The organism is Pseudomonas pohangensis, assembly GCF_900105995.1.
GTDB classification, from domain to species: Bacteria; Pseudomonadota; Gammaproteobacteria; order Pseudomonadales; family Pseudomonadaceae; genus Aquipseudomonas; species Aquipseudomonas pohangensis.
In genome coordinates this window covers 1,330,956-1,348,432 of the sequence record NZ_LT629785.1, presented here as the reverse complement: position 1 = coordinate 1,348,432, position 17,477 = coordinate 1,330,956, and the positions used below count along the sequence as shown (strand labels likewise).

At 60.7% G+C, this 17,477-nt stretch carries 21 protein-coding genes; 14 read left to right on the top strand and 7 right to left on the bottom strand.

Features of this window, described 5'->3' with window-relative positions; genetic code table 11:
• Window positions 1-28: 28 nt before the first annotated feature.
• The 3 genes from BLT89_RS06350 to BLT89_RS06340 are packed head-to-tail and all read right to left on the bottom strand — an operon-like array spanning window position 29 to window position 1,931.
• Window positions 29-352, bottom strand: coding sequence for a branched-chain amino acid transporter permease (locus tag BLT89_RS06350; protein WP_090193633.1), 324 nt, complete (start codon window positions 350-352; stop codon window positions 29-31).
• On the bottom strand, window positions 349-1,044 hold the full coding sequence (locus BLT89_RS06345; protein WP_197673539.1) for an AzlC family ABC transporter permease: 696 nt from the start codon (window positions 1,042-1,044) through the stop codon (window positions 349-351). The genes BLT89_RS06350 and BLT89_RS06345 overlap by 4 nt, the downstream gene beginning before the upstream one ends.
• Before the next feature lie 59 nt (window positions 1,045-1,103).
• Window positions 1,104-1,931, bottom strand: a complete 828-nt coding sequence (locus BLT89_RS06340) for a spermidine synthase (protein ID WP_157718807.1) — start codon at window positions 1,929-1,931, stop codon at window positions 1,104-1,106.
• A 104-nt stretch (window positions 1,932-2,035) separates the two neighbouring features.
• On the opposite strand from BLT89_RS06340, the gene BLT89_RS06335 reads away from it, so the two are divergent.
• From BLT89_RS06335 to BLT89_RS06320, 4 genes are all read left to right on the top strand, one after another.
• Window positions 2,036-2,818, top strand: a complete 783-nt coding sequence (locus tag BLT89_RS06335; protein WP_090193631.1) for a substrate-binding periplasmic protein — start codon at window positions 2,036-2,038, stop codon at window positions 2,816-2,818.
• Window positions 2,819-3,101: 283 nt separating this feature from the next.
• Complete coding sequence (gene ftsH, locus BLT89_RS06330; RefSeq protein ID WP_090193630.1) at window positions 3,102-4,934, top strand: ATP-dependent zinc metalloprotease FtsH; 1,833 nt, start codon at window positions 3,102-3,104, stop codon at window positions 4,932-4,934.
• A gap of 120 nt (window positions 4,935-5,054) precedes the next feature.
• The gene (locus tag BLT89_RS06325) at window positions 5,055-6,227 is read left to right on the top strand and encodes a DUF3047 domain-containing protein (RefSeq protein WP_090193629.1); all 1,173 of its coding nucleotides are present in this window, start codon (window positions 5,055-5,057) and stop codon (window positions 6,225-6,227) included.
• A gap of 120 nt (window positions 6,228-6,347) precedes the next feature.
• Window positions 6,348-7,196 (top strand): bile acid:sodium symporter family protein, encoded by an 849-nt coding sequence (locus BLT89_RS06320; protein WP_090193628.1) that lies wholly within the window; start codon window positions 6,348-6,350, stop codon window positions 7,194-7,196.
• Between the two features lie 125 nt (window positions 7,197-7,321).
• Here BLT89_RS06320 and BLT89_RS06315 read toward each other — a convergent pair whose 3' ends face one another.
• Window positions 7,322-8,101 carry a class II glutamine amidotransferase gene (locus BLT89_RS06315; RefSeq protein WP_090193627.1) on the bottom strand — a complete coding sequence of 260 codons (780 nt, stop codon included), beginning with the start codon at window positions 8,099-8,101 and terminating at the stop codon, window positions 7,322-7,324.
• A gap of 56 nt (window positions 8,102-8,157) precedes the next feature.
• Window positions 8,158-8,625 carry an MFS transporter gene (locus tag BLT89_RS06310; RefSeq protein ID WP_090198768.1) on the bottom strand — a complete coding sequence of 156 codons (468 nt, stop codon included), beginning with the start codon at window positions 8,623-8,625 and terminating at the stop codon, window positions 8,158-8,160.
• Window positions 8,626-8,713: 88 nt separating this feature from the next.
• On the opposite strand from BLT89_RS06310, the gene BLT89_RS06305 reads away from it, so the two are divergent.
• From BLT89_RS06305 to BLT89_RS18065, 5 genes are all read left to right on the top strand, one after another.
• Window positions 8,714-10,789 carry a S9 family peptidase gene (locus tag BLT89_RS06305; RefSeq protein WP_090193626.1) on the top strand — a complete coding sequence of 692 codons (2,076 nt, stop codon included), beginning with the start codon at window positions 8,714-8,716 and terminating at the stop codon, window positions 10,787-10,789.
• A gap of 43 nt (window positions 10,790-10,832) precedes the next feature.
• Complete coding sequence (locus BLT89_RS06300) at window positions 10,833-11,105, top strand: hypothetical protein (protein WP_090193625.1); 273 nt, start codon at window positions 10,833-10,835, stop codon at window positions 11,103-11,105.
• 64 nt (window positions 11,106-11,169) lie between these two features.
• The gene (locus BLT89_RS06295; protein WP_090193624.1) at window positions 11,170-11,595 is read left to right on the top strand and encodes a DUF2784 domain-containing protein; all 426 of its coding nucleotides are present in this window, start codon (window positions 11,170-11,172) and stop codon (window positions 11,593-11,595) included.
• A 58-nt stretch (window positions 11,596-11,653) separates the two neighbouring features.
• Window positions 11,654-12,055: a DUF3830 family protein gene (locus tag BLT89_RS06290; protein WP_090198765.1), complete on the top strand. Its 402-nt coding sequence runs from the start codon at window positions 11,654-11,656 to the stop codon at window positions 12,053-12,055.
• A gap of 88 nt (window positions 12,056-12,143) precedes the next feature.
• Window positions 12,144-12,317 (top strand): DUF3830 family protein, encoded by a 174-nt coding sequence (locus tag BLT89_RS18065; protein WP_090198762.1) that lies wholly within the window; start codon window positions 12,144-12,146, stop codon window positions 12,315-12,317.
• Window positions 12,318-12,413: 96 nt separating this feature from the next.
• Here the strand turns inward: BLT89_RS18065 and BLT89_RS17595 are convergent, their stop codons facing one another.
• Window positions 12,414-13,250, bottom strand: a complete 837-nt coding sequence (locus BLT89_RS17595) for a hypothetical protein (RefSeq protein WP_157718806.1) — start codon at window positions 13,248-13,250, stop codon at window positions 12,414-12,416.
• A gap of 277 nt (window positions 13,251-13,527) precedes the next feature.
• Between BLT89_RS17595 and BLT89_RS06280 the strand changes: the two genes are divergently transcribed.
• Window positions 13,528-13,911, top strand: a complete 384-nt coding sequence (locus BLT89_RS06280; protein WP_090193623.1) for a tautomerase family protein — start codon at window positions 13,528-13,530, stop codon at window positions 13,909-13,911.
• 106 nt (window positions 13,912-14,017) lie between these two features.
• Here the strand turns inward: BLT89_RS06280 and BLT89_RS06275 are convergent, their stop codons facing one another.
• Window positions 14,018-14,860, bottom strand: coding sequence for a crotonase/enoyl-CoA hydratase family protein (locus BLT89_RS06275; RefSeq protein ID WP_090193622.1), 843 nt, complete (start codon window positions 14,858-14,860; stop codon window positions 14,018-14,020).
• Window positions 14,861-14,961: 101 nt separating this feature from the next.
• On the opposite strand from BLT89_RS06275, the gene BLT89_RS06270 reads away from it, so the two are divergent.
• The 4 genes from BLT89_RS06270 (at window position 14,962) to BLT89_RS06255 (ending at window position 17,473) form a co-directional block, all read left to right on the top strand.
• Window positions 14,962-15,564 (top strand): TetR/AcrR family transcriptional regulator, encoded by a 603-nt coding sequence (locus BLT89_RS06270; RefSeq protein WP_090193621.1) that lies wholly within the window; start codon window positions 14,962-14,964, stop codon window positions 15,562-15,564.
• Window positions 15,565-15,663: 99 nt separating this feature from the next.
• Window positions 15,664-16,110 (top strand): SRPBCC family protein, encoded by a 447-nt coding sequence (locus tag BLT89_RS06265; RefSeq protein ID WP_090193620.1) that lies wholly within the window; start codon window positions 15,664-15,666, stop codon window positions 16,108-16,110.
• Window positions 16,111-16,164: 54 nt separating this feature from the next.
• Window positions 16,165-16,518, top strand: coding sequence for a DUF1428 domain-containing protein (locus BLT89_RS06260; protein WP_090193619.1), 354 nt, complete (start codon window positions 16,165-16,167; stop codon window positions 16,516-16,518).
• A 94-nt stretch (window positions 16,519-16,612) separates the two neighbouring features.
• Window positions 16,613-17,473, top strand: coding sequence for a DMT family transporter (locus BLT89_RS06255; protein ID WP_090193618.1), 861 nt, complete (start codon window positions 16,613-16,615; stop codon window positions 17,471-17,473).
• The last annotated feature ends 4 nt before the right edge of the window (window positions 17,474-17,477 follow it).

The window sequence follows — 17,477 nt, the reverse complement described above, 5'->3', positions numbered from 1 at the left end:
GACCGGCAATTCCGCCACAATCCGCATTTCAACTGAAGTTGCGCAACAGCACATAAACCCCGGTGCCCAGCAGAATACTCAGCAAGGCGTTTTTGCTGAACCATTGCAGCAGCGCCACCAGCAACACGGCCGTCAGCTCGGGCCAGGGGCTGTGGGGATCGTCGGCCATGGCGCCCAGGGTAGAGCTTGCCAGCAGCAGGGTCATGATCGCCAGCGGCAGAAACTGGCCCAGACGATGCACCAGCGGGTGCTGCTGCAACCACTGCCCGGCGACAAACGGCAAGGCGCGCAAGGCCAGGGTGACCAGCGCCATGGCAACGATCACCCCGAGCACATAGAGGTTGTCGGTCATCGCTTTACCCCGTTGCTGCGCTTGCGCTGCAACTCCAGAAACACCACGGCCAGTACGCTCAGGGCAATCGCGATGACCATGGCGTGGCGGGCCGACAAGGGCCAGGCAATGGCCAAGGCCAGCAGGGCTATCCACAGCGGTGCAGAACTTTTACGCGTGCGCCACTGCTCCACCGTCAACACACAGAACAGGGCGACCAGGGCAAAATCCAGTCCGGCCAGCGTCACCTTGGCCTGTGCGCCGATCAATGCACCGAGCGCCGTACCCAGCACCCACCAGCCCTGATTGAGCAGGGTCACGCGGAACATGGTGCGCTCGTCGCTACCGGCGGGCAGCGTGGTGATCAGCGAATAGGTTTCATCGGTCAGGCCGAAGATCACATACCAGCGCTGCCAGCGACTTGCGGGCAAACGATTCAGCAGCGACAAACCGTAGAACACGTGTCGCGAATTGATGATCAGCGTGGCCAGCGCAATGCTGGCGGTAGACATGCCGGCCGCCAGCAGCGGAATCATCATGTACTGCGCGGCGCCGGCGTAGACCAGCAGACTGCTGCAGATGGCCAGCCACCAGGCACCGCCGGCCTGCACAAACAGAAAGCCGAACACCGTGCCCAGCGGGATATAGCCCATGGCCACCGGGGCGGTCAGCGCCAGCGCGGAAATACTTGTGGAGGGTGGAAGCTGGGTCACTGCCGTGGATCACTCGTGAAATCAGAAAATGGATCGGTACTGTTCGTCCCGCCGGCCACTCAACTGGCCGGACGCAGCGCATCCAGCAGGGGCAACAGCGAATAACCCAGCGCCGGCGCCAGTCGCTCAATCCGTTGCTGCACAGCCGCAACATCCAGGGTCTGCTCCAGACTGGCCGGGATCAGCAGAACCACGTTGCCTTCCTTGACCGGAACTTCCCAGTAATGCCGGTGAAACAGCCCGCGAAACAGCGCCGCGCCGAGGGGCTTGTCATTATCCGTGCCCCACTGGTTGATCACCAGCCAGCCACCGGGGTTGAGTTTCTGCTGGCAGTCCTGCAGGAAGCGCCAGGCCAGATGGCCGGCGCCCGGACCAGTGTCGGTATACAGGTCGAGGAAGATCAGGTCGGCCGTTTCGGCGCTGGCCAGCAGTTCCAGCGCATCACCAATGCGCAGGGTCAACCGCGGATCATCGCCCAGACCGAGAAATTCCATGGCCAGACGTGGCACCTCCGGGCGCAACTCGATGACCTCGACGTCCTCCAGGGGCAGGAACTGCAGGCAACACTGGGTCAGATTGCCCGCTCCCAGGCCGAGAAACAGCGCGGTTTCCGGCGCCTCGTGGAGCAAGGCACCGAGCAGCATGGCCCGTGTGTAGTCGTACTCCAGCCAGGCCGGATCACGGGTGAACACGCAGCTCTGCTCGACCTGCTCGCCGAATTCGAGAAAACGGTAGTCACCGATCTCGACCACGCGGATGCGGCCGAAGGCATCATGCACTTCCGCCAATAGCACCTCTTGATTGAACTCTTTGCTCACCCGCTTCTCCAACTGGCGCACAGCAAGGTGCGCATCATAGCCGTGCAGGCTGCCTGAACGTCGGGGCATTCACAAATTACCCGGGTTATTGGCAACGGATGAGCCTGCTGTTCTAGACTGCGGGCCTGTACGGCTGGGACAGCCATCATCCGCCTCTCAAAGGATCTACTGACATGCCTTCATTGCGTTCTCTTCTGCTTGCCTGGTGCTGCCTGCTGGCTACTGGCGCTGCTGTTGCCGGCAACGTGCTGGACAACAAGGTCATCCGCGTCGGCACCTCCGGCGACTATCCGCCACTAAGTGAAGTGGTCGATGGCAAGGTGGTCGGCATCGATGCGGACTTCGCCAGCATGCTGAGCCTGCGCAGCGGCAAGGACTTCCAGTTCAAGGTGATGCCCTGGAGCAGCCTGATCATGGCGCTGCAACAAGGCGATATCGACGTGATCATGTCCGGCATGAGCATCACCCCCGAGCGTGCCGCAAAAGTCGATTTCACCAAGTCCTACTTCAGCATCGGCCAGATGGCGATCATTCGCGTTGAGGATGTAGCCCGCTACAGCAGCCCGACCAATATCCTGCAGCCGAATGTGCGTATCGGTTATGTCGCCGACACCACCGGTGCCGCCTTTGTACAGAAATTCGCCGGCATGACCACGCTGCGCTCGTTTGCCTCGGTGGAACCGGCCCTCGATGCCCTGCTCAAGGGTGAAATCGACTGTCTGGTGCATGACTCGGTGACCAGCTGGATGGTCGATCAGGACCGCCGCTACTCAAGCCTGATGAGCCTGCGCAACCCTTTGACCGAAGAACATCTGGCCTGGGCCGTCAACAAGGACCAGCCGCAATTGCTCGACATGCTCAACCAGCAGCTGGCCGCGATGCAGCAGGACGGCAGCGTGGACAAAGTGCTCAACCAGTGGATTCCGGTACGCGTCACCGTCGAACAAACCGACTGAGCCAGCTCCCGACCCACCGGCCAATCGGCCACGGGTTGCCGTTCAGGCCATGGCAGGCGTGGCGCCAACCCCGGCACGCACACTGCAAAGCGCCTGCCACCCTTCGCACCCGCCGACACGCACCTGGCGTGTCGGCCTGACGAGCTTGCCAGCCGCGAATCTGGCATAACCGGCCTCACGCCCGGAATCCGCCCCTTCTTGCACGCAAAACCTTGTCCAGATCAATGCATCGCTACGGCAGCAGCAGCAAAATAAGCCGGTATGCATTGCAAGGACTGTCACCATGCAAAAGCCCAATCAATGGACCGTCTGGTACTTTCTGCTGGCCTTCAGCCTGCTGCTGACCGCACAGGGCTGGTGGGCCGAGCGCAGCACCATCGAAGCGCTGCCCTACAGCGAATTCCTGCGCCTGCTCAAGGAAAACAAACTCGGTGATCTGCGCATCGAGCAGCAGGAAATCACCGGCACCCTCAAGGAGCCGATCAACCAGCACAGCCAGTTCCGCACCATACGGGTGGAGCCCGAACTGGCGCAGGCGCTGGAGCAATCCAATGTCACCTTCACCGGCACCCTGCAGGGCGGGCTGCTGAGCAACATACTCGGCTGGCTGCTGCCGTTTATCCTGATCTTCGCCCTCTGGAGCCTGCTGATCCGGCGCATGGTCGACAAACAGGGGCTGGGCGGCATGGTCAGCGTCGGCAAGTCCAGGGCCAAGGTATTCGTGCAGCGTGACACCGGGGTGACCTTCAACGACGTCGCCGGAATCGACGAGGCCAAAAGCGAGCTGATGGAAGTGGTGTCCTTCCTCAAGGACCAGCCCAGGTACAGCCGCCTGGGTGCGCGCATACCCAAGGGCATCCTGCTGGTCGGGCCGCCCGGCACCGGCAAGACGCTGGTGGCCAAGGCGGTGGCTGGCGAAGCCAATGTGCCGTTCTTTTCCATTTCCGGCTCGGAGTTCGTCGAGATGTTTGTCGGTGTCGGTGCGGCGCGGGTGCGTGACCTGTTCGAACAGGCGCGCAAATCCGCGCCCTGCATCATTTTCATCGATGAACTCGACGCGCTGGGCAAGGCCCGTGGCGCCGGCAGCTTCGGTGGCAACGACGAGAAGGAGCAGACCCTCAACCAGTTGCTCGCCGAACTCGACGGTTTCGATACACGCGAAGGCGTGGTGCTGCTGGCGGCCACCAACCGTCCGGAAATACTCGATCCGGCGTTGTTGCGCGCCGGCCGCTTCGACCGCCAGATTGTCATCGACCGCCCCGATCGCCGCGGCCGTATCGAGATTCTCAAGGTCCATGTGAAACGCATCCAGGTAGCCGCAGATCTCGACCTGGAACCGGTTGCCGGCATTACCACCGGCTTTTCCGGCGCCGATCTGGCCAACCTGGTCAACGAAGCGGCCATCCTCGCCACCCGCCGTGGTGCCGAGCAGGTAGGCATGGAAGATTTCACGGCAGCGGTGGAGCGCATCGTGGTCGGCAGTGAACGCCATGGTCGGCTGCTGCTGCCCCATGAGCGGGAAGTGGTGGCCCACCATGAAATGGGCCACGCGCTGGCCGCCGCCAGTCTCGAAGGCATGGACCCGGTACACAAGGTTTCGATCATCCCGCGCTCGGTCGGCGCGCTGGGCTACACCCTGCAGCGGCCCACCGAAGACCGCTTCCTGATTACCCTGCAGGAGCTCAAGAACCGCATGGTGGTGCTGCTGGCCGGGCGTGCGGCGGAACAGCTGGTATTCGCTGAAATATCCACCGGCGCGGCCGATGATCTGGGCAAGGCAACCGATATTGCCCGGCAGATCGTCACCCGCTTCGGCATGAGTGATGTCGGCCAGGCGGTACTGGAACGCCAGAGTGCCAGCTACCTGGGCGAGCATGCGATCAGCCTGCGGGAAAAGGACTACTCGGAACAGACCGCGCGGGAAATCGACCTGTGCGTCAAAGCCCTGCTCGACGAAGCCTATGCCAGAGCCAAAGCCCTGCTGCAGGAACAGCACGACAACCTCCGCCAGGGTGCCCGCCTGCTGCTGGACAAGGAAACCCTGACCCCCGAGGATTTCCCGCCCCTGCGCCAGCCCGGCAGATCTGTCACCACCATAGAGACAAAACAGCCATGAGCCGCGACCGCGCCTGGCGCTTGCTTGCGGCAGCGGCAAACGCCGGTTTGTGCAGCCGCGCAGAGTGGGCCATGCTCACTGCCTGACAGCTCCGGCTTGGCACGACCCAAGGATTGACCCATGGCAGGCATCTTCACCGAACTCGGCGTAGCCGGCAGGCTGGCAGGTCGTTCACTGCTCAGGCGTCTGCGCGCCGAGGTTAGCGCACCGCCGGATCTGCAGGCCTTTACCCGCGGCATGCAGCAACTGCTCGATCAGGCCACCCCGGCCAGCGTGGGCAACTACGCCTGGCTGACCCTGCCGGCCACCCAGGCACCCTGGTTTCCCGGCAACTTTGTGCTGCAGGCAGGCGACGCGGTCAGCTACTTCGTCGAAGGCCGCGTGTATGCCAACCGCTTCCTCGATATCTACCTGAATCCTGCCCTGCAGTTGTGGTGCAAGGTCGGTGCCCAGGGCGAGATCTTTCGTGGTACGCGCAACAGTCACTCGTTTGTCGCGCAAAGCGGCGGCGAGCTGACTTTCGGCAACTACTTTCCCAATGACTGGGCCGATGCCCAGGGTCAGCGCAAGCAGAGTGACGCGGTGTACCAGTCCCTCGGCGGCGAGCTGAAAATTCTGATGATCCGCTGGAACGGCAGCGCAGCTGAAGGCCTGCAACAGCTGCTCGCCCATGGCGACTATCAGGGCCGTATCCAGGCCGAACTGCAACGCATCGAGCAGGGCGACACCACCCCGCCCGGCTGGCACTACCTGTGGCATCTGGGCCCGGGCGAAATCTACCGGCAACAGCAGGACGCGCACGGCCAGGCGTGCATCCACTGCCACACCCACGCCGACGTCGGCATCCTGCAGAAGGATGTCGACCTGCCGCTGACGGCACACAGCGAGATCAGCTGGCGCTGGTGCATCAACCAGTTGCCCTCGACCCTGCGCGAGGATGCCGTGCCCAGCCATGACTACCTGAGCCTGGCGGTAGAGTTCGATAACGGCCGCGACATCACCTACTACTGGAGCAGCACCCTGCCCGAAGGCACCGGCTATGACTGCCCGTTACCGAACTGGAAAGGCATCGAGTACCACGTGGTGGTGCGCAGCGGTCAGGCGGGGCTGGGACAGTGGCTGGACGAACGCCGCAACCTGCACGACGACTACCGCAAGTACATGGGCGAACCACCGGCGCGCATTACCCGCGTCTGGCTGATCGCCAACAGCATCTTCCAGCGCGGTACCGGCGACTGTGCATACGCGCAAATCCGCCTGCACTCGGCGGCTGGCGATACCAGCGTCCTCTAGTTCACCCATCACAGGAAATGGCACCATGGATCACGGTTATCCATCCTCCATTCAACTCCGCAGCAGCGTGCTGCCGGCCATTCGGGCCCTGCACGCCCCGCTGCGCTCAAGGTTTGTCTGATGCAGATCATCGGCCAGTTGCTTGCCATCGTCTTCGTAGTCTCGACCATGCTCGGTGTCGGCATGTTGCTGAGCGTGCGCGAAATCTCCTCGTCACTAACCGATCGTGGCTGGCTGGCGCGGGCGCTGCTGGCCAACTTTGTGGTGTTGCCTGCGCTGGCCTTCGGCGTTGCCCGGCTGTTTCAACTGGACCCGATGCTCACCGCCGGCCTGATGGTACTGGCAACCGCCCCCGGCGGTCCGGTAGTGATCAAGCTGGTCGCCCTGGCCAAAGGTGAACCGGCGATTACCGTCGGCCTGCTGATAATCGTTCTGGTGCTGGCTGTGTTCAGCCAGCCGGTGCTGCTGCCACTGCTGCTCGACGGCGTTCACGTAAGCGCGCAGTCCATCGTACTCACGCTGATTTTCACCGTCCTGCTGCCGCTGCTCATCGGGCTGGTGATGCGCGCGCGCCTGCCTTACTGGGCGACCATGCTGCACAACAGCGTGCAAGGCATCTCGACACTGTGCACCGTACTGATCTGCATTCTGCTGCCGGCCGTGCACTGGCAGGAATTGCTCGGAATTATCGGCAGCCATGCGTTCCTTGCAGCGTTCATGTTCCTGCTGCTTGCCTGTCTGGCCGGCTGGCTGCTCGGCGGCCCGCAGCCTGGCCGGCGCAGAGTGCTTTCAATCAACTGCGCGCAACCCAACCTGGCCGCAGCCCTGGTGATCGTCAGCCAGAACTTCACGGACCCCAGAGTCATCCTGATGCTGCTGGTGATCCTGCTCAGCAGCCTGCCGATCCTGCTGCCGCTGTGCCTGTTTTATGCCCGTCAGGAGCAGGCGGCCAGCCGTACCGCAAACTGAGTTGCACTGGCAGCAGGTCCGGCACAGAACCTGCCAGCGAATAAAGTCTGCGTAGGAGCCGGCTTGCCGGCGATGCATTAGCCCGCCACTGATCGCGGGCAAGCCCGCTCCTACAGGGGGCCGGATCAGCCAGCAACCACACCACTGGCAATACACTCGCCGGCGCGCCACAGGCGCCACTCGCCCGGCGCATACAGTGTCCATGGCTCATTCGCCGTCAGTGCTTCGGTAGCAATCACGCTGACCACATCCGTGGGCGTGGTTTCTGCCTGGAAATCCACGGTCAACTCGGCGTCCTTGAGTTGCGCCGGGCCAAAGGGCGCGCGCCGGGTGATATGCGCCAGCTTGGTCGAGCAGAAGGTGAACAACCAGTCGCCATCACTCAGCAGGCAGTTGAATACCCCCAGCCGGCTGAAACCCGCACAGCTGGCAACCAGCCCGGGCAACAGCAGCTCCAGCGCCACCGGTTCGGGAAAGCTCTGACGCACGCGATTGAGCAGCTCGCAGAAAGCCGCCTCGCTGTCGGTATCGCCCACCGGCCGGTAAAAACCCGCTTGCGGGTGAAAGTCCGCCAGTTGCCCGTTGTGCGCAAAACACCAGTTGCGCCCCCACAGCTCCCGCACGAAGGGATGGGTGTTGGCCAGACAGATGCGCCCGACATTGGCCTGGCGGATATGCCCGATCACCGTCTCGCTCTTGATCGGGTAGCGCTGCACCAGTCGCGCCACTTCCGATTCGCTGCTGGCGGCCGGGTCCTGGAACAGGCGCAGGCCACGCCCCTCGTAGAAGGCAATGCCCCAGCCGTCACGGTGCGGCCCGGTGCGCCCGCCGCGCTGCATCAGGCCGGTGAAGCTGAACACGATATCGGTAGGTACGCTGGCACTCATGCCGAGCAATTCACACATGCTTCACCCGCAGTTGCAGTTGGCATTGGCCGGGGATGCAGCCCGCCGCCGGGCTGTCAGAGGTGCGGATCAACCCGTAGCCGGCGGTCGCCGTTCTGGTCGATCCAGGTATTGCCGTCATCCAGTATCTCGCGCAGGGTCGGTTCCGGCTCAAGGTTGTTTGCCGGAGCGCGCGGCTGACGCAAACGGCGTATGGCACGCTCGATCGGCCAGCGGATGACAACCAGCACCAGATACACGGCAAAAGCTACCAGCATGTAGCTGGAAAGATCGGCCAGGGCCCGCCAGGCGTTATCACCGACCTTGAGCAGCAGATCCATCGCGGCAATGGCGATCGCCGGCGCCATGAAATCCTTGCCCGGATCGACCACGGTCGGGGTAAACAGCAGCACCGCCACCACCAGCCGCAGCGGCTCGCGCAGCCAGCGCCACATCCAGTCAGTCATCAGGCACCACACCAGCAGGCAACCGAGTCCGGCAACGGCGTAGGCGCTCCAGGCAAGCAGATAATCGTTTTCGGTCATGATGGTCGATGGCCGGGCTGGCAAAGGGGCGCTTATGATAACGGCTTTTCGCCGCTCCGGCGCCCCCGTATCCCCCAGAGAATCTCCCATGCCTGCAGTTCCCGTCGCCCGCCTCGCCGATACACCGGATCCCTACGCCTGGCTGGAGCAGCGCGATGATGCCGAGGTGCTGGCCTATCTGCAGCAGGAAAATGCCTGGCTCGAAGCCCGACTGGCCGATCAGGCCGAGCTGCGCGAAAGCCTGTTCCACGAGATCAAGAGCCGCATCCGCGAAACCGACCTGTCGCTGCCCTCGCCCTGGGGCCCGTGGCTGTACTACCAGCGCACCACTGCCGGCGATGAATACCCGCGGCACTACCGTTGCCCACGTCCGGCGGACGGTTCGCTGGAGGTCGATCAAGCCGGCGAGCAACTGCTGCTGGACCCCAACGCACTGGCGGCGGGCGGTTATCTTGCCCTCGGCGCGTTCAGCATCAGCCCCGATCACAACCAGCTGGCCTACAGCCTCGACAGCAGTGGCGACGAGATTTACCAGCTGTTCGTCAAGGACCTCAGCAGCGGCACCATCACCGCCCTGCCCTTTGCCGACTGCGATGGCAGCCTGACCTGGGCCAATGACAACCGCACGCTGTTCTTCGGCGAACTGGACGACACCCACCGCCCGCACAAGCTCTACCGGCATACGCTGGGCAACACAGGCGCCGAGATGGTTTTCGAGGAAAGCGACGGGCGTTTCTTCCTGCACTGCTACCGCAGCAGTTCCGAACGCCAGTTGATCCTGCATCTGGGCAGCAAAACCACCAGCGAGGTGTGGGTGCTGGATGCCGCCACGCCGCAGGACGCCTTCCGCTGCATCGCCGCACGGGAAGAAGAACATGACTACGATGTCGATCACGGCCTGCTCGATGGCCAGTGGCACTGGCTGATCCGCAGCAACCAGAGCGGCATCAACTTCGCCCTGTACGCCGTCGAGGCCAGCGCTGCCGCGCAACAATTCCCCGGTCGCGCACAGTGGCACGAGCTGATCGCCCATGATCCGCAGGTGATGCTCGAAGGCTTCAGCCTGAATGCCGGCGCCTTTGTCCTCAGCCTGCGCGAAGCCGGCCTGCCGGTGATCCAGGTGCATCCCGCCGGCCTGCCCGGCTACCGCGTGCAACTGCCGGATGCCGCCTACAGCCTGTCGATCCAGGACACCCTGGAGTTCGCCAGCCCGCAGATTCGCCTGCGCTACGAAGCCCTCAACCGCCCGGCGCAGATCCGCCAGCTCGACCTCGCCAGCGGCGCCCAGCAGGTGCTCAAGGAAACTGCCGTGCTCGGCCCCTTCGACGCCGATGCCTATGTCAGCCAGCGGGTCTGGGCCAGCGCGCCGGACGGCACCCGCGTACCGATCAGTCTGGTGGCCCGGCGCGAGGTGCTCGGCCAGCCCGCGCCGCTCTATCTCTACGGCTACGGCGCCTACGGCGAATGCCTCGATCCGTGGTTTTCCCATGCCCGCCTGAGCCTGCTGGAGCGCGGCTTCATCTTCGCCATCGCCCATGTGCGCGGCGGTGGCGAGCTGGGTGAAGCCTGGTACCGCGCCGGCAAGCTGGAACACAAGCAGAACAGCTTCAGCGACTTCATCGCCTGCGCCGAACAGCTGATCGCCGATGGCTACACCACCCCCGCGCAACTGGCCATCAGCGGCGGCAGTGCCGGTGGCCTGCTGATCGGCGCGGTGCTCAACCAGCGTCCCGAACTGTTCGGCGCGGCAATAGCCGAAGTGCCCTTCGTCGACGTGCTCAACACCATGCAGAACCCCGATCTGCCGCTGACCGTCACCGAATACGATGAATGGGGCGACCCCCGTGATCCTGCGGTATTCGCGCGCATCCAGAGCTACGCGCCCTACGAGAATGTCAGCAACCAGGCTTATCCGCCGCTGCTGGTGGTCGCCGGCTACAACGACAGCCGCGTGCAGTACTGGGAAGCCGCCAAATGGGTTGCCAAGCTGCGTGCGCACAAGACCGACAACAACCTGCTGCTGCTGAAAACCGACCTCGACGCCGGTCACGGTGGCATGAGCGGCCGCTATCAGGCGCTGCGCGATGTGGCGCTGGAGTACAGCTTTCTGATCAAAGTGCTGGAATGCGACATGGCAGGCAATGGATTGAAGGGTTATTGTTGAAGGCTCGATTACCCCTGCCCCCGGGCATCAAAAGGACCAAAGCATGAGCATCAAAGACAATCTGACCAAGAAGCTGGAAAGCCAGATCGAACTCTGGAACAAACAGCTGGAATCGCTCACTGCAGACGCCGAAAAGGAAAAGGCCGAAGCGGAAAACCAGAAAGCCAGCGCCGAACTCAAACTGAATATTGCCAATGCCCTCGAAAGCCTCAAAAGCAATATCAATGAAGCCAATCAGGCGATTGCCGAACTCAAGGATGCCGGCGAAGGCAAGGTCAACGATATGAAGGCCAAGCTCAGAAAATGGCTTGAATAAACGCCCCGGGCATCAAGCGCAGTAGTTGTTCTGCGGCAGCTAACCTGATCGTCAGGCATTTCACATGACCGAGCCCCTGCATTTTCAGTTGCTGGCCGATGCCGTACTTATCCTGCATACCGCTCTGGTGCTGTTCGTCATCGGTGGGCTGGCTCTGATAGTGATCGGCAATCTGCGCAAATGGCACTGGGTCAACTCGCTCTGGTTCCGGCTGGCCCATCTGGCGACTATCGTCTTTGTAGCGACACAAGCCTGGCTGGGCATCGATTGCCCGCTCACCACGCTGGAGCAGTGGCTACGGCGGCAAGCCAACACCGGCACTTACCAGGGCAGCTTCATCGAGCACTGGCTGCAAGCCCTGTTGTTCTGGGAGGCCTCGCCCTGGGTCTTCACCGCCGCCTACACGCTGTTTGCCCTGGCGGTCGCGGCTTCATGGTGGTGGTTTCCGCCAGGGCACGCACAGTTGCGGCGCCGGAAAGACCAACCATGATTTGCCGAACCCATCAGCACCAGACGTCAACCAGCCGCAGCAAGCCAGCGAGGTCAGGATGATTATCGAAATAGCCGGACATGCGTTTACAGCCGTATTTGAAGAGCGCAAATCCCCGAAAACCTGCGCCATCTTTCGCAAAGCGATGCCCTTTGCCGGCGAGATCGTCCATGTGCGCTGGAGTGGCGAGGGTGTGTGGATTCCGCTGGGTGACAGGGACTTTGCTGTCGAGTACGAAGACGCCACCTCCTACCCCGCCCCCGGCCAGATACTCCTGTATCCCAAGGGCAAAAGCGAAACGGAAATACTGATCGCCTACGGCTGCGTCCGGTTCGCCTCGAAAGCCGGCACCCTGGCCGGCAATCACTTTGCAACCATCACCTCCGACCTCGACAAGCTCAGGGAAATTGGCGTTGCCACACTGTGGGAAGGCAAGAAAAGCATTCTTTTCAAAGCCTGAGTGATTGCATCAGGCTGACCAGTGAGTAGCAGTGGCAGGATATAAACGAACGGCAGAGAAGTGCCAGAAGCAGACAATGACCCAATAAATAAATCTGTCCCCTTTTTCCCAGATCGCCTACGGCTGCGTCCAGTTCGCCTCGAAAGCCGGCACCCTGGCCGGCAATCACTTTGCGACCATCACCTCCGACCTCGACAAGCTCAGGGAAATTGGCGTTGCCACGCTGTGGGAAGGCAAGAAACGCATTCTTTTCAAAGCCTGAGTGATTGCATCAGGCTGACCAGTGAGTTGCAGTGGCAAGATATAAACGAACGGCAGAGAAGTGCCAGAAGCACTCGTGTTGTTCATGGACAAATCCTTAGCTTGCAGGTCGGTTATTAAATGTGAATTTATTCATTTCTTGAGAGAATCTAGAGGGAAGTAATATTTCTTTAAAAAATTTATCACTCAACGTCGCCCTTGTCTTGTCAGGGCCGGATGGATATGCGGATTTAGTCGGAATATAAAGCTCGATACGATCCTCACTTATAATCTTATCGCAGCCGATATCTCGGACTATTGCAATGCCCAGCCCAGGAGCGATTTCTTTATGAACCTCTAAAGCCTCTAGAGAATTTGTAATATTTCTACTCTTATCTGCTGACCTAATGCTTCTGTAAGAGTGAATATTATTAATTTTTTCAATTTTTTCACGACTGAATTTTTTGTCGTCAAATCTTAGACTGCGTACAAGGGAAGATTTCGCAACCAACTCAACTTGAGCCCAATCACTGGATCCGTCTGCTGTATAAACATCCCATTTAGAGGGAAACATTACAATAAACTGGCAGGTATAATGCGATGGCGGGATAGTTGCAGGCTTTTCCGTTATCCATTCCGGCTTAATTTGCAAACGCACCTCAACACCTATTTCTTCTTTTGAATCAATTTCCATACCTTCCGGTACCGGGACTCCAAAACGATCACATAAAGCTTTAGAGCATGCAATCGCACCCCCAAAATCACTTGGAGACTGTCTATATATTAAAGGTGAAACTCTAGCCCTAAGCTCCTTAAGCTTTTCCTGGCTAATTCCCTCTACAGGGCCAGTTGGCTGAATATAATTTTGAGCCTTTAACTCAAAAGAAAATATAAATATTAATAGACCAGCACACACAACCAGTTTAATAGGTGCATATTTAGTTTTCACAAACATTAGTTCATCTCTCAGTTAGACTTTCATCCTGATACTGCTGCAATGGACTCAAGGAAAAAAGGGGACAGATTTATTTTGCAGCAGCATAGTCCGCAATTCAAAAGGGGACAGATTTATTTTGCAGCACTGTCCGCCCTCCCGCTATTGACCAGCCCATGATCTGCAATCACCGGGTCAGTGCGAATGCAAACGACTGAGCACTGACGATTCAATTTGGCGGTAAAGTGAGACGCAATGGCGCAAGGCCGAACTGCTCAAGAATTACCAAGGAATCCGGATGATCACCATTTATGGCATCGATACCCTGCTCAATGCCAACAAGGCAAAGATGTCTGATGTACTGCATGGCTGCATGACCCGGGTGCTCGGCTTGCCCGAAGACAAACGTGCCCAGCGCTTTGTCCCGCTGGATAAAAGCAACTTCTATTACCCGGGCGGCCGATCAGAGCAGTACACCGTGATCGAAATCAGCATGATTGCCGGGCGCAGCGAAGCCAGCAAAAAGCAGCTGATCAAGGAAATTTTTGCGGCCTTCGAGCGTGAACTGGCGATACCGCCGGTTGATGTCGAAATCACGCTGTTCGAGCAACCCGCGCATTGCTGGGGATTTCGCGGCATGACCGGCGATGAAGCTACCCTGAATTACACGATCAACGTTTAGCCAGCGGTCCGGGTGCTGCCCCGCGCAGGCAACGCGACGCGTCTGCCGTTGCAGCGCAGCACCCCGGCGCCATCACCAGCATCCGGGGCATTCAGCAACAGTTTGGTTATTCGGAAAAAACCGCTTTCACCGGCAACAGGTTGTCGAAGGTGGCGGTGGTTTTGCTGGCTTTGGCCTGGAAGGTTTTCAGCATGTCGTTGGGGCGGAACATGCCCGATTGCCAGGTCGCCATGTACTTCAGGCTGTCTGCCACGCTGTGATCACGGCTGTAGTTGAGCATTTCCTTGCAGCCGCTCACCGCCAGCGGTGAATGGGCGGCGATCTGCGCGGCGATGGCCAGCACGCCTTCGAGCAGGGCTTCCTGACTCTCGTACACCTCGTTGACAAAGCCCAGCGCCTTGGCTTCGGCGGCGCTGAATTTGCGGCCGGTGTAGGCCAGCTCGCGCACCAGGCCTTGCGGCAGCAACTTGGGCAAGCGCTGCAGGGTGCCGACATCGGCGGTCATGCCCAGCTCGGTTTCCTTGATGGTGAAATAGGCATCGGCACTGCAATAGCGGCTGTCGGCGGCACACACCATGTCCAGCGCCCCGCCGATGCAGCCGCCATGAATCGCGGCCAGCACCGGCACGCGGATTTCCTCCAGCGAGCTCAGGGTCTCCTGCAATTGCAGCACGGTGCGTCGCAGGTTTTCCGCCATGCGCCCCTGTTCCCCGCCCATGGGCAGGGCTTTGGGATTGGTGAACACGCCCAGATCCATGCCGGCGGAGAAGTGTTTGCCGGTGGAGGAAATAACGATCACCCGCGCCTCGCCACTGGCTTCCAGTTCACGCATGCACTGCGGCAGTTCCTGCCAGAAATCGACGTTCATCGAGTTCATCGCCTCGGGCCGGGACAACTGCACGTGGGCGATCTGGTCTTGCAGGCTGACGTTGAAACTCTTGTAGGACATGGGGGCACCTTGTTTGAAATTGGGCTCTGAAACCGGATGTTGACGGCGTCAAGATAAAGACGCCATCCTGACACTGTCAAGTTCATCAGGACAGCCCATACATGGCCATCAGCACAGCGGATTATCATCACGGCAACCTGCGTCAAAGCCTGCTGGATGCCAGTGTGGCACTGCTGGACAGCGAAGGGCTGGAAGCGCTTTCCCTGCGGAGGCTGGCGGAACAGGTCGGCGTTTCGCGGCAGGCGCCCTACCACCACTTTCGCGACAAGCAGGCATTGCTGGCCGCCATCGGCGAGCAAGGTTTTGCCCTGCTCAACCAGATGCTCGGCAGATTTACCGATGATCCGGCCATCAGCCTGGACGAACGCCTGTACCGCGCGGTTATGGGCTATTTGAACTTCGCCCTGGAGCACCGCGCGCTGTATCGCCTGATGTTTGGCCAGACCCTCTGGCGCAGCGAACAGACGCGCAGCGATACCGACGAGTTCCAGCGCTACGCCAAGGACTGCTTTCGTCAGTACGTGCAGCTGTTTGACTTGCTCAGGGAAGCTGGCGAACTGCCGCCGGAAGAAAACACCTTGCGCCTGGCGCAACTGCTGTGGGCGGCCATGCACGGGCTGGCGCAGCTGGCGGCCGACGGCCTGTTTGTCAAGCGTGATGATCTGGCGGAAATCGCCCGCTATACCCTGCAGCGCTTGCGTTGAACCCGCAGACCTGAAGCTTTGCAGCCGCCGACTGGCATCCTCGAAGGTGCAAAGTTTCTTCTATAGTCAAGCGGTAGCGGCCGGCACAGGAGCAGCCTCATGGCAGAAAATACGGTTCGCCTGCATCGGGTGCTGCGCGCCCCGGCAGAACGGATTTTTCGTGCGTTCATCACCCCGGAGGCGCTGGCCAAGTGGCTGCCGCCCAATGGCTTTACCGCCACCGTGCATGAACTGGACGCCCGCATTGGCGGCCGATTCAGGATGTCGTTCTGCAACTTCAGCAACCAGCACAGTCACAGCTTTGGGGGCGAGTATGTGGAAATACTGCCCAACGAGCTGCTGTGCTACAGCGACGTCTTCGATGACCCTGCCCTGCCAGGCATCATGATCACCACCATCCGGCTCAAGGCCGTTGCCTGCGGCAGCGAACTGAGCATCGTGCAGGAAGGCATCCCGGAGGCGATCCCGCTGGAGATGTGTTACCTCGGCTGGCAGGAATCGCTGGTGCAACTGGCCATGCTGGTTGAAGCGGAGATTCAGGAATAACCCTGCCAAAGCGTGCCGCTGAACAAGCGCGGCATTTGAACTGGAGAACAGCAGATGGACTACATAGACGGCTTCGTTATCGCTGTACCGAATGCAAACAAGCAACAATACATAGCACTCGCCAGGAAGGTGGCGGCCATATTCAAGGAGTATGGCGCTTTGCAACTGGTGGAGTGCTGGGGTGACGATGTGCCGGAGGGCAAGCTGACTTCGTTCCCCATGGCGGTGAAATGTCAGGAGGACGAAACCGTGGTTTTCTCCTGGATCAGCTGGCCGTCCAAAGCAGTCCGCGATGCCGGCATGGAAAAAGCCAGGCAGGATCCGCGTATGGGCAACCCGGACGAGCCGATGCCCTTCGACGGCAAACGCATGATCTTCGGCGGTTTCCAGATGATCGTGAACGAATGAGCGCTGGCGCCTGAAGCAGAACAGCAGACGGCAGAATCCTGCCTGAATTAAGCTGCAGGTCATTTTCGCAGCGATGCTTCGCAGGAAGATTTGCATGTCCTATATCCGCAGCGCCAGCCTGACCTCGCTTGCCATGCTGGCCTTTGCCGGCAACTCGCTGCTGTGCCGGGCCGCGCTCAAAGACACCGCCATTGATGCGGCCAGTTTCACCAGCATCCGCCTGATTTCCGGTGCGCTGATTCTCTGGCTGATCGTCCGTTCCAGGCAGACAAGCGCCAGCGGTGCGGGCAACTGGCCGTCGGCTTTCGCGCTGTTTGCCTACGCCGGCGGGTTTTCCCTGGCCTATGTCAGTCTGCCTGCCGGAACCGGTGCCCTGCTGCTGTTTGGTGCGGTCCAGGCAACGATGATCGGCTATGCCATCCGGGCCGGAGAGCGCCTGCTGAAACTGCAGGTGCTGGGCCTGCTGCTGGCACTGGCCGGACTGGTCGGGCTCCTGCTGCCGGGGCTTTCCGCCCCCCCGTTGACGGGCTCGCTGCTGATGATCGGCGCCGGGGTTGCCTGGGGCATCTATTCCCTGCGCGGCAAGGGCAGCGGCGATCCGACCCGGGTAACTGCAGGCAATTTCCTGCGCACAGTACCCATGGCGGCAGTCCTGAGCCTGCTGCTGTGGCAAAACACGCAACTCGATAGCGCCGGAGTTGCCTACGCCATCGCCTCCGGCGCACTGGCTTCCGGAATCGGTTATGCCATCTGGTACACCGCATTGCCGCTGCTGCAAGCCAGCCATGCAGCAACGGTACAACTGAGTGTGCCGGTGATTGCCGCCGCAGGGGGCGTTGTGCTGCTCGGCGAGCCCCTGACCCTGCGACTGCTGGTGGCGTCCGTGGCGATTCTCGGCGGTATTGCGCTGGTCATTCTGGAAAAGCCACAGCCCGCGCAGGCCCGTTCGCAGTGAGGTC

Coding starts and splice junctions, on each gene's coding strand:
- BLT89_RS06350 (WP_090193633.1), bottom strand. CDS start 352: ATGACCGACAACCTCTATGTGCTCGGGGTGATCGTTGCCATGGCGCTG.
- BLT89_RS06340 (WP_157718807.1), bottom strand. CDS start 1,931: ATGCCCCGACGTTCAGGCAGCCTGCACGGCTATGATGCGCACCTTGCT.
- BLT89_RS06335 (WP_090193631.1), top strand. CDS start 2,036: ATGCCTTCATTGCGTTCTCTTCTGCTTGCCTGGTGCTGCCTGCTGGCT.
- ftsH (WP_090193630.1), top strand. CDS start 3,102: ATGCAAAAGCCCAATCAATGGACCGTCTGGTACTTTCTGCTGGCCTTC.
- BLT89_RS06325 (WP_090193629.1), top strand. CDS start 5,055: ATGGCAGGCATCTTCACCGAACTCGGCGTAGCCGGCAGGCTGGCAGGT.
- BLT89_RS06320 (WP_090193628.1), top strand. CDS start 6,348: ATGCAGATCATCGGCCAGTTGCTTGCCATCGTCTTCGTAGTCTCGACC.
- BLT89_RS06315 (WP_090193627.1), bottom strand. CDS start 8,101: ATGTGTGAATTGCTCGGCATGAGTGCCAGCGTACCTACCGATATCGTG.
- BLT89_RS06310 (WP_090198768.1), bottom strand. CDS start 8,625: ATGACCGAAAACGATTATCTGCTTGCCTGGAGCGCCTACGCCGTTGCC.
- BLT89_RS06305 (WP_090193626.1), top strand. CDS start 8,714: ATGCCTGCAGTTCCCGTCGCCCGCCTCGCCGATACACCGGATCCCTAC.
- BLT89_RS06300 (WP_090193625.1), top strand. CDS start 10,833: ATGAGCATCAAAGACAATCTGACCAAGAAGCTGGAAAGCCAGATCGAA.
- BLT89_RS06295 (WP_090193624.1), top strand. CDS start 11,170: ATGACCGAGCCCCTGCATTTTCAGTTGCTGGCCGATGCCGTACTTATC.
- BLT89_RS06290 (WP_090198765.1), top strand. CDS start 11,654: ATGATTATCGAAATAGCCGGACATGCGTTTACAGCCGTATTTGAAGAG.
- BLT89_RS17595 (WP_157718806.1), bottom strand. CDS start 13,250: ATGTTTGTGAAAACTAAATATGCACCTATTAAACTGGTTGTGTGTGCT.
- BLT89_RS06280 (WP_090193623.1), top strand. CDS start 13,528: ATGATCACCATTTATGGCATCGATACCCTGCTCAATGCCAACAAGGCA.
- BLT89_RS06275 (WP_090193622.1), bottom strand. CDS start 14,860: ATGTCCTACAAGAGTTTCAACGTCAGCCTGCAAGACCAGATCGCCCAC.
- BLT89_RS06270 (WP_090193621.1), top strand. CDS start 14,962: ATGGCCATCAGCACAGCGGATTATCATCACGGCAACCTGCGTCAAAGC.
- BLT89_RS06265 (WP_090193620.1), top strand. CDS start 15,664: ATGGCAGAAAATACGGTTCGCCTGCATCGGGTGCTGCGCGCCCCGGCA.
- BLT89_RS06260 (WP_090193619.1), top strand. CDS start 16,165: ATGGACTACATAGACGGCTTCGTTATCGCTGTACCGAATGCAAACAAG.
- BLT89_RS06255 (WP_090193618.1), top strand. CDS start 16,613: ATGTCCTATATCCGCAGCGCCAGCCTGACCTCGCTTGCCATGCTGGCC.